Origin of the sequence: Anabaena sp. CCY 9910 (genome assembly GCF_963920875.1) — a bacterium.
In the GTDB taxonomy this organism is placed as follows: Bacteria; Cyanobacteriota; Cyanobacteriia; order Cyanobacteriales; family Nostocaceae; genus Trichormus; species Trichormus variabilis.
Genome location: NZ_CAWUDJ010000006.1, coordinates 15,358 through 29,256 on the forward strand (window position 1 = coordinate 15,358; position 13,899 = coordinate 29,256).

At 41.9% G+C, this 13,899-nt stretch carries 12 protein-coding genes; 6 read left to right on the forward strand and 6 right to left on the reverse strand.

What is annotated here, in order from left to right; translation table 11 throughout:
- The first annotated feature begins 52 nt into the window (after positions 1-52).
- Both opcA and ACM5QX_RS06995 read left to right on the forward strand, forming a co-directional pair.
- A complete protein-coding gene (gene opcA, locus ACM5QX_RS06990) occupies positions 53-1,429 on the forward strand; it encodes a glucose-6-phosphate dehydrogenase assembly protein OpcA (RefSeq protein ID WP_414752969.1) in 1,377 nt (458 codons plus the stop codon).
- 289 nt (positions 1,430-1,718) lie between these two features.
- A complete protein-coding gene (locus tag ACM5QX_RS06995; protein WP_414752970.1) occupies positions 1,719-2,780 on the forward strand; it encodes an NF038130 family PEP-CTERM protein in 1,062 nt (353 codons plus the stop codon).
- Positions 2,781-2,982: 202 nt separating this feature from the next.
- On the opposite strand, the gene ACM5QX_RS07000 is transcribed toward ACM5QX_RS06995, so the two are convergent.
- From ACM5QX_RS07000 to ACM5QX_RS07010, 3 genes are all read right to left on the reverse strand, one after another.
- The gene (locus ACM5QX_RS07000; RefSeq protein ID WP_414752971.1) at positions 2,983-4,239 is read right to left on the reverse strand and encodes a DUF3086 domain-containing protein; all 1,257 of its coding nucleotides are present in this window, start codon (positions 4,237-4,239) and stop codon (positions 2,983-2,985) included.
- Positions 4,240-4,427: 188 nt separating this feature from the next.
- A complete protein-coding gene (locus tag ACM5QX_RS07005) occupies positions 4,428-4,814 on the reverse strand; it encodes a DUF3119 family protein (RefSeq protein ID WP_414752973.1) in 387 nt (128 codons plus the stop codon).
- Between the two features lie 124 nt (positions 4,815-4,938).
- Entirely contained in the window at positions 4,939-5,730 is a 792-nt protein-coding gene (locus tag ACM5QX_RS07010) for an MlaE family lipid ABC transporter permease subunit (RefSeq protein WP_011318498.1), read from the reverse strand.
- A gap of 390 nt (positions 5,731-6,120) precedes the next feature.
- Here ACM5QX_RS07010 and ACM5QX_RS07015 point away from each other — a divergent pair, with 390 nt between their 5' ends.
- From ACM5QX_RS07015 to aroH, 3 genes are all read left to right on the forward strand, one after another.
- The gene (locus ACM5QX_RS07015; RefSeq protein ID WP_041456112.1) at positions 6,121-6,417 is read left to right on the forward strand and encodes a hypothetical protein; all 297 of its coding nucleotides are present in this window, start codon (positions 6,121-6,123) and stop codon (positions 6,415-6,417) included.
- Between the two features lie 661 nt (positions 6,418-7,078).
- Positions 7,079-7,900, forward strand: a complete 822-nt coding sequence (gene sppA / locus ACM5QX_RS07020) for a signal peptide peptidase SppA (RefSeq protein WP_414752975.1) — start codon at positions 7,079-7,081, stop codon at positions 7,898-7,900.
- Between the two features lie 219 nt (positions 7,901-8,119).
- The gene (gene aroH / locus ACM5QX_RS07025) at positions 8,120-8,533 is read left to right on the forward strand and encodes a chorismate mutase (RefSeq protein WP_414753096.1); all 414 of its coding nucleotides are present in this window, start codon (positions 8,120-8,122) and stop codon (positions 8,531-8,533) included.
- 38 nt (positions 8,534-8,571) lie between these two features.
- Here aroH and ACM5QX_RS07030 read toward each other — a convergent pair whose 3' ends face one another.
- The 3 genes from ACM5QX_RS07030 to crtR form a co-directional block, all read right to left on the reverse strand.
- On the reverse strand, positions 8,572-9,342 hold the full coding sequence (locus ACM5QX_RS07030) for an SDR family oxidoreductase (protein WP_414752976.1): 771 nt from the start codon (positions 9,340-9,342) through the stop codon (positions 8,572-8,574).
- A gap of 76 nt (positions 9,343-9,418) precedes the next feature.
- Complete coding sequence (locus ACM5QX_RS07035) at positions 9,419-10,009, reverse strand: Crp/Fnr family transcriptional regulator (protein WP_011318503.1); 591 nt, start codon at positions 10,007-10,009, stop codon at positions 9,419-9,421.
- Positions 10,010-10,026: 17 nt separating this feature from the next.
- Positions 10,027-10,947 (reverse strand): beta-carotene hydroxylase, encoded by a 921-nt coding sequence (crtR, locus tag ACM5QX_RS07040; protein WP_414752977.1) that lies wholly within the window; start codon positions 10,945-10,947, stop codon positions 10,027-10,029.
- A 488-nt stretch (positions 10,948-11,435) separates the two neighbouring features.
- On the opposite strand from crtR, the gene pyk reads away from it, so the two are divergent.
- The gene (gene pyk / locus ACM5QX_RS07045) at positions 11,436-13,205 is read left to right on the forward strand and encodes a pyruvate kinase (RefSeq protein WP_011318505.1); all 1,770 of its coding nucleotides are present in this window, start codon (positions 11,436-11,438) and stop codon (positions 13,203-13,205) included.
- Positions 13,206-13,899 lie beyond the last annotated feature (694 nt).

Here is a 13,899-nt window from a genome sequence, read left to right on the forward strand (position 1 = left end):
TACACCCTTACACCCCAAATTAAAACTGATCACAGACAATATCACAATTACTATGACTTCCCAAGCTCCTACCATTTTCTCACTCCAAGCCCCGAAGGACATTTCGCTGAACGAAATCGAAGCGGAACTTAATCAAATTTGGCAAAGCTACGGCATCACCGGCGAAGATGGCGCATTACCTGCGGCTACTCGTGCTACTACATTTACTCTAGTAGTATATGAACCAGAAGAAACCCAATATCTGTTGGCTTCTTTAGGATTCTACAACGGGCCAATTGATGGCATCTTAGGCCCACAGACAGAAACCGCACTACGACAAGTACAAATCAAGTACGCACTCCCAGAAACCGGCACAGCTACACCGGAAACCCTGGCTAAACTGCGAGAAGAATTTGTCAAACGCCAAGGCAATTCTGCTAATGGTGAGATTAATGGCAGTACTTCCTATAGTTACAGCAGCACCAGCCCCAGAATTGCTGATGAAATCGCCCTCCGTAATCCTTGCCGGATTATTGCCTTATTTCCCATTGTTGGCAAAGATGAAGGGGTAAAGGCTCAAGTTTCTGCCTACTGCCCAATTCAAAAACAATCTTCCAGTACACTCATCTGCTGTGAGTACATTACTCTCAGTGGTACACCAGCAGCATTGGAAAGAATTGGCGGGATGATTCCCGCATTGTTGATTGGTGGGTTGCCAAAATTCCTCTGGTGGAAGGCTACACCAGACCCCAACAACATTTTATTTAAACGCTTGGCAGCAGTTTGCAACAATGTGATTGTTGATTCTTGCAACTTCAACGAGCCAGAAAGCGATTTACTCAGCCTGCAAAAGTTAGTAGAAACAGGTGTACCTCTAGCCGATTTAAACTGGCGTAGGCTGGCTGCATGGCAAGAGTTGACAGCTGAAGCTTACGATTCTCCCGACCGTCGCGCCGCTTTGGGAGAAATTGACAGGGTGACAATTGATTACGAAAAAGGCAACCCGGCCCAAGCATTGTTATTTTTGGGATGGTTAGCCAGTCGTTTGGAATGGCAACCCATTTCCTATCAAAAGGATAGCGGAGACTATGATATTACTCGCATTCACTTTGTTAACCAAGACCAAAAGCGAGTAGAAGCTGAATTGGCAGGGGTTCCAGTTGCGGATGTGGGGGATATTGTGGGCGATTTAATTGCCTTGCGCCTCAGTTCAACCAATCCCCAAGCCAATTGCGGTACAGTCATCTGCTCAGAAACCGGCGGTTGTATGCGGATGGAAACCCACGGTGGCGCTCAAGCCGCAGGTTTATTTCAACAAGTGAGTTCCTTATCGGAACAAAAGGCAGAAGCTTTACTCAGTCAACAGGTACAACGCTGGGGACGTGAGTCACTGTTTGAAGAAAGTTTGGCTTTAATTGGGCAAGTATTTCAGTTAGGCATTAAGAATTAAGCCTGACTAAAAACAAGGAAGATTTCAACACTCTACATCTAGAGTTTGTATGGCTTAATTAAACCCCGGTTTCTTCAAAAAAACCGGGGTTTTGAGTTGAAAATTTATTTGCGTGTAAACACTAAATACTGTCAGTAGAAACGCCCTTTTTCTTAAGCCAAAAAGCATCATATATTCACTTCTGTTTTACCTAATAAAAACGGATGAAAATTAAAATGGCTCATGAAAGGGTTAATTTGTGGTAACTCAATAGATTCTTGACGCAATATCAAAAATTCAAGAGATATTTATGACCTTAACTATCAAAAAGTTATTAGTTGGTGCAACAGCAGCAGCAAGCATGACTGCAATTACTACCACTCCATCTTTCGCTGGCAATCTCGCTAGACCTACTGATATTCAATTCACTACCAACGGTGTTAATAACACGGATGCAAATAAACCTAATATCAATACCTGGACTTATGGTGCTGCACAATCTGATAACACTGGTATTGGTGGTGTGAACCGAAGAGTTTTAAATGATTTTACAAATAAAGGCAACACCAATAAAGCGATCGCTGCTTTGACAGATAACGATAGTGCTACCAACGTCGAACTATTTACAGATGGTGAAGTGGTCAAAGACCATGTGGGCTTCACTGCTAATTTGGGCAAGAATACTCTCAAGGTAGAAAGTGTCACCAAAGATGATTGGGCTGACGGTACATTAGCAACAGCGTGGTTAAAAGGCTTTGGCAATGCTTATGGTGGATTAATGTCCCGCATTCCCACAACTGCTAACTCTAATCTGCTCCAAGATTTTAATAATAACTTTGATTCTTTAGTTACTGCTCTCAAAACTACAGGCTTTAACTCGGCTGGCGATGCGAATATCGGGGATATTACTTTAAATCAAAAAACTGGTGAGTTGAAAGTTGATTTGGTTGGACACTTGGATGTATCGGGAAGATATGTAGATACCCGAAGAACTGTTAACAATCGTAATAACTCAAATTATCTACAATCATCACCTGATCGAGTTCGTAACTCTACAGGAAACGCAATCTTTGACGCGATGTTGTTTAATTTAGCCAAAACAGCATTTCTTACAAATACACCATTTCAAATCAGTGAAATTGCCAAAATCACTTTTAATGATAAGGTAGATTATGCCTTTGGCTTTAGTGCGATTGATTCTGGGGCAATTGCAGGCGATCGCAATAAGACCAATGATAAAACATCCCACACTGGTATCTATTCTTGGAGCCAAACTTACGCAGTTGTACCCGAACCTTCTGGATTATTTGGGTTATTTACTGTTGGTAGTTTAATAATTGCTTCACGAAGCAAGTTGAGGAAAAATCCATAGGTTTTAGAATTTAAGTTTCTACTATAGCTGGGGACTGGGTGAAAAGTCTTTTTGTGTCTAGGTTGTATCATCTATTGATGTCATAACACTATTGGCGACAGATGTAACCCGAAGAATTTGATTTTGTCAACTTCTCACACACTGAATTAAATGAACCCCGGTTTTATGAATAAAACCGGGGTTTTAAATTTAAGCTGGGTTGTTAAAAATCATCATCAGTATTCCTCATGAGTTTGGGGTCGGGAGCAAAAGCTAACCATAGGGGAAATTGTAGTAATGCCAAACTAATTTGCTCCTCGGAATCATCAATGAGAATCAAAGGTAACTGATTTGCTTTCACGAAACGGTCTGCCTTTTGAGCTAAAGCATCTGGCGCTTCAAATAAGACAACACCTCTATCTGGGCCAAAATCTGGGCGACCGATGCCGAGACAGTCTTGTAAACCTCGCCGCCATTCACCTAGACGTTCTGGCGTATTAGCTAAAACTAGAGTACGGACGCGATCGCCATATAATTTATGTAATATCGAAATTGCTGCCGAAGCAATCAAAATATTCTGCAAACGGCTACCCATCGTCCGCAAAGCACCCCGTCCCCCTTGGTTGAAAAACCAATTGGCGACTCGTTCGGCGTGGACTGGTTCAAAGGTGCGTCGCAGTTGCCAAGCCGGGCCGTAATAATCAGGTTTGTTACGATACTGGTCAATTAAGCGGCGAATTTGTTTGGTCGTGTCTTGAAACTGCTGTTGAGCAAACTGTGGTGTCCCTGCTTGAGGTTCGGCAGGTTTAGTTTCTTTGACTGGTGCTTTTTCTCTTTCAACAACTGCTGGGACTAATTGCAGTTGTTCGGCTGAAGCTGCCAAATCTTGTAAACTACCTGCTAGATAGTCTTTAAAACCTTGTACCCGAATTGCCAAGTCTTGAGATGCACCTGCAAAAGTAGTTCGCATCTCATTGCGGATGCGCTCTTGGCGGCGTTCTAGCTGTTCTACAGAAATTTGCAGTGCTTGCTTGCGCTGTTCTAGTTGTGCCAACGACTCTTGGACAATTCTTCCCAATGCGGTTTGAGTTTCGCTTACTTGCCCTTGCAGGATTTTGTAAGCAGCTTGCAGATTAGCTATTTCTTCTGTGAGTGCAGCTTCAGTACGTTGCAGTTCCGCAATGCGTTGTTCTGCTTCTGTGTATAAGGGATTATTTGGTAATTTTGAACCCAATAATGTAGTTTCTGTTTCTAACTGCTGAACCAAATCATCCGTTGATTCCGCCGTTAAATTGTCTGTAGAATTTGCCAATTCTTCATTAGAGACTGATAGCGGCTCAACCAAAGGAGTTTGCCCTTCGATGTCCAGAACTGACTCTTCAGATGAGTTTTCTGGATTTTCCAGCTTAGGGTTTTCTTGTTGTATTTGCTCCAACCACTCATCAATCGGTTCTGGAGTTTGAGATTCGTCAGGGTTCATAAACTACAGTGCAATTCCTAAGATGCAAATAATATAGCTTTCAAAAATATACTGTTGAGTTGCCCGAAAATTTCTAATTTCCCAGTTTAACTTGAAATTGGGACGGTTGAAGGTTGACAGTTGACCGTTGACTGTACGAGTAAAAATTCTTACTCCTGCCCCTTATCTTACCCAACTGCCATATCTTTCTAAATACGGGGACAACGCTCTTCTAAACAAGCTTTGAGGGTTTTGGGGTCAAATAAAATCGGCAAAAAGTGAATGCTGTTAATTTCTTTAAAGTAAAACAATATGGGAAATCTATCCCAAAAAATTCTCCAGTTTTGCCATTCTCGGAAGGGAAAGCGACGAATTAGTTTCTCACCTCTGTAGAGGTCAAAGTCCGTGGCGGTAAACTGCACACGCAAGCTGACTGTTTGGAATAAAAGAAATAAACCCAAAAAGGCAAACACAATTCCCACCCAAGGTTGTACCAACAGTAGTGGAATAGCCGAAATTACCAACACTACAGGGATATTGTAACTAGGTTTAAGTTCCACCGTTGCTGTGGAGTTAGGTGCAGTTGAACTGGTCACAGTTTCTCATCCTGGTTTAGTAGACACTTCTCTTATTTTAGGAGTTTAGTCAATAGTCATTGGTCATTAGGGGAGACGTTGTGTACATCTGTACATAAGTTTTCCCCCTGCCCACGCCCTATCCTTATAACCCTTGCTGGAATGCACCACCAGTTCCTTGAAACATTACCCAGGACAAGAAAAAGTTGCTCACGAAGATAATTAATAAGGCCGTAACAACAGCAGTTGTAGTTGATTGTCCTACTCCTTTAGCTCCGCCTGTGGTTGTCAAACCCCAACTACAGCCAATAATAGCGATTAACACACCAAAGCAACACGCCTTAATCATGGCGCTACAAATATCCCAGACTTCCAGCAGGTTACGGGCGGAATCTAAAAATACTGTGTCGGAGATTCCATACATATTTGTGGCGATGATTAGTCCCCCCAAAATTCCTGTGACTAAGGACAAGAGGGTTAAAATTGGCAGCATGAGAAAACAAGCCAGCAGACGGGGTATGACTAAATAGTCAATTGGGTCAGTTTTTAACATCAACATGGCATCGATTTGTTCTGTTACCCGCATTGTGCCAATTTCTGCGGCAAAGGCAGAACCCACACGTCCTGCTAATATCACGGCTGTGAGTACTGGTGATAATTCCCGCGTCAATGCTACTGCTAATACTCCGCCGACAAGATTACCTGCGCCAAAATTAATGAACTCCCGTGCTACCTGAATGGTAAACACTGCGCCTACGAAAACTGCTGTTAATAGGGCAATAAATAACGAATCTGGCCCTACGGCTGCCATTTGTTCTCTGGTGTTGCGCCAGTGGATTTTACCCCTCAAGAGGTGAACTATAGCTTGTCCACCCAGAAATATTGCCGCCAGCAATCGCTGACTCCATGTTCCTAAGCTGGATTTGGATGTGGTCATTAGTTATTAGTCATTTCCATCATTGGAGACGTTACACTACAACGTCTGTACATAGTCCATAGTCAACAGTCAATAGTCCATAGTCAACAGTTATCTTGTGGGAAATATTAACTTTGCTTAATGATTTTCTCAGGAAATATAGCTTTGCATGAACACGTTACACATCGCTATACATGGATATTTTGCAGTATAAACTCTATTTAATCAGGCTTTTTCCGCTTTTTATCTTGTTTTACGGTCTTACGCACTGGTGTAACAAGTAACTAATTAATTTAATGAAAACTTAAGATTTTTGACAACTTGTCTGTTGGGAAGCGATCGCACGTATTGTAGAAAGAGGACACATAGTTGCTCGGCTATTGTTCACTTTAGTCTCGGAGTTTGTCTGAAATGACTATTTTTACAAATTTTCTCCGTTCTCTGGTGCTGACGATTATTTTTAGCTTTGTCGCTCCCTTATGTTTAATCGGTGGTGTGCTACTTTTTCTATCTTTAGGTGGCTATGTTCCCCTTGTGGGAGGCTTAACTACGGCGATCGCTGACGGAATCTTTAATTTCCTGATCATTTTCGGTAGTGGCTCTGCTCTACACGGGATTTTAGTTATTGGTCTGACTTGTAGTTTTGTTGGCGCACTGTTCGATACTTACGTTTACTACCGATATCAAATTTTAAGGTTAGATTCCTAAGTCATCAAAACTCAATACTGATAGTTTCCAGGTTATGAAGGTGAATTTAACTGTTACTTCCACACCTACTAGAAATATTGTAAATTTTAAATTTAACAAATATTAATAATAAATTATTTAATAGCTAAACTGAATAGTAACGTTTCAATTCAGGAATGTACAAGCGAAATCAAGCAAGCTTATCCTGATAGCAAAGAAACTGTAACTCATCTCCACCGCAACATCGGATGATTTACGGCGCTTCTGACTCAGGTGAAATACACTTCTTCATGAAAGAGAGTCGATATTAGAGTGTTCTTGATCAACAAAAACTACTATCTTAATGAATAATTAAATGCTGAACAATTAGGCTTAGAGATATTTCAATCTTGGTTGCTCTAATTTAATCTGCATAAAGGTACAGATTTCAGATGAGATTAATTAAGTATCAATAATCTAAGTAGAATTTATAGGTTTTTTAACTGGAATTATGAGACTGACTGTGACTGAAATCTAAACCCTGTGGAATTAACAATAGCAAAGAAACAAGCACACAAAACTTAAAAAATTCATTAAAATTCGTAAGGGTCTCATGGCTGCTTGTTTTTTTGACAAATCAGAGTTAGGACATCTGACCACTAGACAATTTATATTTAGATCATTACGAGGTTTCTATTTGCTCATGGTTTGGCCTTTTAAGTCAAAGTTTCGTAAACAAATCGCTCGCATTGAAATCACAGGTGCGATCGCCAGTGGGACGCGCAAAAGAGTGCTAGAAGCTTTAAAAACTGTTGAAGAAAAAAAGTTTCCCGCATTACTGCTACGCATTGACAGCCCCGGCGGTACAGTCGGAGACTCCCAAGAAATATACAGCGCCTTAAAGCGGTTACGGGAAAAAATCAAAATTGTTGCTAGTTTTGGTAATATCTCTGCTTCTGGTGGTGTTTACATCGGGATGGGAGCAGAACACATCATGGCTAACCCTGGAACAATCACAGGTAGCATCGGTGTAATTTTGCGTGGAAACAACCTAGAACGCTTGTTAGACAAAGTTGGTGTATCTTTCAAGGTAATTAAATCTGGGCCTTACAAAGATATCTTGTCATTTGACCGCGAACTAACTGAACCAGAACAAGACATATTGCAGGAGTTGATTGACACAAGTTACCAGCAGTTTGTCCAAACAGTAGCCGAGGGTAGGTCTTTAGCCGTAGAGAAAGTTAAAAGTTTTGCTGATGGACGGATTTTTACTGGACAGCAAGCTTTAGAATTAGGAGTAGTAGACCGCTTGGGAACCGAAGAAGAAGCCCGTCGCTGGACAGCAGAATTAGTCGGTCTTGATCCTGAGAAGACACCTTGCTATACCCTAGAAGAACGAAAACCCCTATTAAGTAGAGTTTTACCAGGGAGCCGTAAGGGTTACTCAAGGCTAGCTGCAAGTATAGATTGGCTAGAGTTTGAAATGTCTACCAGTGGTTTACCACTGTGGTTATATAGACCTTAAATTGTCGATAGTCAGTAGTCATTGGTCAGTGGCAAAAGTAAGAAGTGACAACTGACAACTGACCCTTCGGGTACTCTCCGAGAACCCCTCCGGGGAACGCCAGTTGCACCCTTACGGGAAGGCTTACGCCAACATGGGAGAAACCCCCTACGTACCCGTCACTGGCTCACAACTGAAAACTAACAACTAACAACTGAACTAATGAAGGAGGACTGTGGCGTGGAGTGGCGATTGCGTGCAATTCGTGGAGCAACAACCGTTTCGGACAATACTGTGGAAGCAATTCGAGAGGCGGTGAGTGAACTGCTAGACGAACTAGAAAGGCGAAATCAACTCCAGCCACAAGACATGATTAGTGTGACATTCTCTGTAACCCGTGATTTGGATGCGACTTTTCCAGCAGCGATCGCTAGACCCCGGCCGGGTTGGGATAATGTAGCTATGTTAGATGTACAGCAAATGCACGTTGAAGGTAGTTTACAGCGCTGTATCCGTTTCTTAATCCACGCTTATCTACCTACCTCTACTCCCATTAATCACATTTATTTGCGCGAAGCTCGGAAACTGCGCCCTGACTGGAGTTTACCCCAGGCGCTACAAGCACCGCAGCAAATAGTAGAGTCAAGAGTTTAATTGAAATGATGAGAAAACCTGGCTCGCGCCCAATTAAGTTAAACTCCTGGGCGCAGAATTTTCTCAGCCATTTGGGGGAACCATCGTTGTAGGAAAAACAGTAGTTTGGTTTTACCGATTCGCATTTCATAGCGATCGCTTATGAAATCATGCCAAAATTCATTTACTAGTGCATCAGGAGAAATTTTCCCTTTACCCCGTCCTTGAGTCATGGGTGTATCAACTAAGGGCGCGATAATTTCAAATACTTTAATAGATGTGGTTTCGAGTTGCCAGCGCAAAGCTTTAGTGGCAATATGTATCCCTGCTTTACTACCACAGTAGACAGGCGCGCTTTCTTTGGGAACTAATCCTAAGCCAGAGGAAACATTGATGATTGCGGCTTCAGGCTTGTTCAACAGATGGGGTAACATCAGTTTAATCAATTGCAATGGCGCAATTAAATTAGTGCGTAATTCTGCCTCGATTAACTCTGGCATGATTTCTGGATTCACAAATTCGTAGTTATATTGAATGCCAGCATTGTTGATCAGGATATTCACATTTGGGTAACGATTGACTAGCTTTTGCAAGACATTTAAATCCTGTAAATCAGCAACTTCAGTGAGAATTTCCGGCCATAATGCCTTTACACCAGCTAATTTTTCAGCATTCCGTCCAGTGATTATCACTGTATTTTGCGCTTGCAGAAATTTGTGTGCTAGTGCCAAACCAATTCCTGATGCACCTCCAGTAATTAAAACTGTGTTACCCTGGGTTGAAATTTGAGATTTCTTCTTGTAAGCCGGATGTAATACTTTTTTCACCATTGCCAGTTTAGTAAGTGCATTTCAGAACATCTTCTTTAGATGTAATCTGAAGCAATGGTGAAGTCATTAACTTATGTTAATCAGGGTGGAAATTTTTCCGAATTCGGCTAAGAGAAACAGGTGAAATACCTAGATAAGAGGCAATGTGATACTGCTTGACTCTATGATCTAGATGAGGATATTCCGCCAGAAACTTTTGGTATCTGGTCGTGGCATCATCTAGAAGTAACTCTGCTTCGCGTTTTTCTTTTTTAAGATACAATGCTTCTAAAAATTTATGCTTAATTGTCTGCCAACATGAATGTCCTGCACATAATTGGGTGAACTTGTCATAGTCGGCAACTAATAATAATGAGTCTTCTAAAGCTTCAATAGAAAATTGAGCAGGCTGTTTTAAAATCAGCGCACTGTAGGCAGCAACAAAATGTTTTTCTGGGCAAAATGATTTTATGAATTCTGTACCCGATGAATTTACGTAGTAGAGACGTAAGATTCCGGAAATAACGAATCCAATTTGCCAGGGTATGTCACCCGCCTGAATGAAAAACTCTCCAGCAGTTAAAGGTAGTGGGTAAAAAGTTTGGTTTAACTTTTGAATTTCATCTGCTGGAATCTCTGCGAAGTTTTGCAGAACAGTATTGAGTTGAAGATAGGCGGGGGTGGACATACAAAGTGGCGATCGCGCTATGCCTCTAGATTATTACTTGAAATTTTTTCTTCTTTGTGATGGTGAAATCTGATCCCTAAAAAGATGTCATACACAAATTCAAAAAAGTCTTTTTTCTGCAACAATCCTGATGTTTGATAACAGCCTTTCTCATCTAACAGTGGCTTCATTACATAATAAGCTGGCTGATAGTTATACCAGGGAATGGAAGGCCATAAATGATGAATTAGGTGGTAGTTCTGCCCCATAATTAAGATGTTGAGTAACTTTCCAGGGTAGACGCGGGCATTTTTCCAGCGATCGCGTTCCACAAAAGGACGATGGGGCAGATAATCAAAAAATAGTCCTAGAGCTATACCAACTATAAATGCGGGGATAAACCAAAAATTGAGAATGTAACCCAGGAAATGGTATTGAACGGAAATGTAAACAATTGTAATGACAATTAAGCGACTGATGAACCACTCCAGCAGTTCATATTTGCGCCACAGCTTCCTTTGAAAGAAAAATACCTCATGGTACAAAAACCGCACAGCAATTAACCACAGTGGCCCACCTGTAGAGACGTAATGATCAGGATCATCTTTGGGGTGGTTAACATGGGCGTGATGCTGCAAATGTACCCGTGTAAAGACTGGAAAAGCAAAAGCTAATATCAAAGCACTGCCATGACCTAACATGGCATTAATTATCCGATTCCGGTGGGCAGATTGATGACAAGCATCGTGAATAACTGTCCCGGCACAATGTAAAGCTAAGGTATTTGTGCTGAAGCATAGCCAATGAGGCCATTGCCAAAGCCAATAACCAAAGTTCGACAAAACTAACATAGCCACCGATGCCGAAAATAAAAGCATCGTGGGGTTAAAATCACCAGGAGGCGCTAAAAATTCCTTTGGTGGGATTTTTGGTAACTGCTGTGCCTCCAATGAGAGCATTTGTATCTCCTTTGTGATCAAACATTACAAATATACGACAAATATTAGAGGATAATAAACTTTTGTAATGTTTTGTATAGGGAGATTTATCAAAAACCTATGCTGATAAGCAGATGAATAGCGCTATGATTCCAGACAAGACCCAAGTATTTTGGGATTTACCCATGAACACAAGAAATCAATGGTTGAGGTAAGGGGTGCAGAAGAGTAGTTTACCAAAACCCTTACAGCCATTTTCCATGAAAATTCTTGCTGTGTAGAACTTGTCTTTGCTGATCAATAGGGTGTGCTATCCGTATCACGAATAATTTTGATGTAAGAAACCTCCTCCACGGGAGGATGGAACCCAGATTAGTGTACGATATCTAGTCTATCTCACAGTTCCATAACATCTCCCATAGTTTGAGTCACGGATATAACAGTGACTGAAAACTAAATGCCCCTTAATTTACTATGACTCACTAGATAGCTCCCTAGAATCAGCCCCTATGCAATTAAGAGATTCTGTACGCCGGACAAAAATCGTCGCTACAATTGGCCCTGCCACTAGTAGCCCCGAAATGCTGAAAGCCATCATTGAAGCGGGTGCAACAACGCTGCGACTCAATTTTTCCCACGGTTCCCACGCCGACCATCAGCGTAGTATTCGCCTAATTCGGCAAACCGCTTTTGAACTAAATCAGCCAGTGGCAATTCTCCAAGATTTGCAAGGGCCAAAAATTCGCTTAGGAAAATTTGAAAACGGGTCTATAGTTTTAGCTAAAGGCGATCGCTTCACTTTAACAAATCGTCCAGTTGTCGGTACCCAAGAAATTAGCTGTGTCACCTACGATTATTTGGCTGATGAAGTCCCTGTAGGCGCAAAAATCCTCCTTGATGATGGCCGTGTAGAAATGGTGGTGGAGGATATCAACCGCGACAAAGGGGATTTACATTGTCGGGTGACTGTAGCAGGTAAGTTATCTAATAACAAAGGTGTTAACTTTCCTGGCGTTTATCTCTCAATTAAAGCTATGACCGACAAAGATCGTGAGGATCTGATGTTTGGTCTAGACCAGGGTGTTGATTGGGTAGCACTTTCCTTTGTCCGTAATCCCCAAGACATCATTGAAATTAAAGAACTAATTTCCAGCACTGGTAAACAAGTGCCAGTAGTTGCCAAAATAGAAAAACACGAAGCGATCGAACAAATGGAAGCAGTTCTCGCTTTATGTGATGGCGTAATGGTGGCTAGAGGCGATTTAGGTGTAGAACTACCAGCAGAAGATGTCCCCGTACTACAAAAGCGCTTAATTGCCACAGCAAACCGCTTGGGGATTCCCATCATCACCGCTACTCAAATGTTAGATAGCATGGTGAGCAATCCCCGCCCCACCCGCGCGGAAGTGTCCGACGTAGCCAATGCCATTCTTGATGGTACAGATGCGGTAATGCTCTCCAATGAAACGGCTGTGGGTAGCTACCCAGTGGAAGCAGTGGCGACAATGGCAAGAATCGCCGAACGCATCGAGCAGGAAGAAGCTATGGCTAGTAAATTACGCCAAATGCGAGACAACCGCCGTTCTATCCCCAACGCCATCAGCCAAGCTGTAGGTCAAATTGCTGAACAGTTGGGAGCAGCCGCAATTATGACCCTGACCCAAACAGGGGCGACTGCACGCAACGTTTCCAAATTCCGCCCCCAAACACCAATCTTAGCGGTAACACCCCACGTTAACGTAGCTCGTCAGCTACAGATGGTGTGGGGCGTAAAACCTTTGTTGGTCTTAGAATTACCTTCCACTGGTCAAACATTCCAAGCCGCCATTAACGTCGCCCAAGAGCATAGTTTACTGTTTGAAGGCGATTTAGTCGTGATGACAGCCGGGACACTCCAAGGGGTATCTGGTTCAACGGACTTGATTAAAGTTGAAGTGGTGACAGCAGTTCTAGGTCAGGGAATTGGTCTAGGACAGGGTTTGGTAAGCGGTTGTGCTAGGGTTGCTCACACCGGTATGGATGTGGGGAACTTTAACTCCGGTGATATTTTGGTTGCACCCCGCACAGGCGCAGATTTTGTCGAGGCGATTCGCAAAGCAGGCGGGATTATTACAGAAGATGAAAGTTTAACTAGTCATGCGGCGGTGATTGGTTTACGCCTGGGTGTACCAGTAATTGTAGGTGTGAAGAAAGCCACGCAAGTTATTCGTGATGGAGCAATTTTGACTCTGGATTTGCAACGAGGTTTAGTTTATTCCGGGGCTGTTGGAACTCCTTAATTCACCATCTTTGGATATGGGTGTAGGGGTGTAAATGTCAATGTTTAAAACCTTTACACCCTTATACCAACTCTCTATGAAGTTGCGCCAAATATAATGATGTAGAGACGTTTCATGAAACGTCTCTACAGTAAAGAATAAAGTGCATCTATGGCTACGCCAGACAAGCTACATCAAGAAACAGTATTACACCCATTCTTAACAAAAAACCTGGGTGCTTAAGCCCTAATAGCTACATCATTAGCAACTTGAATTATAGGAATTATATTTGATTTTTGAAAATATTTAAGTATCTGTAGGGTGGGCAATGCCCACCGTATCATGGTTTTGGTGGGCATTGCCCACCCTACGTATATTTCAGAAATCAAATACTAGCCCTATATATAGATTTTTCCTCAGTTCACAAACCTCTCAACTATTTTACGTAATGCTGTTTACAGCATTTTCATAGGCTAATGATTTATTAGTAAATTAAGCCTTTGTGGAAGAGAATGCGGAGAGTATTTTGAATAAAAATGTCATCAGTCTTATTAGTTTTATCGTTGCTATCATTTTCAGTGTTGGAGCTATAATTTTGATTCAATCACTGAATATACCTGCATTTATAACTCTCAGCGTTTCTGTATTAAGTAGTTGTTTTTTGATAATTTTTATTTTTATACATAATCTCATATCTCAATGGAAATAATCTGGC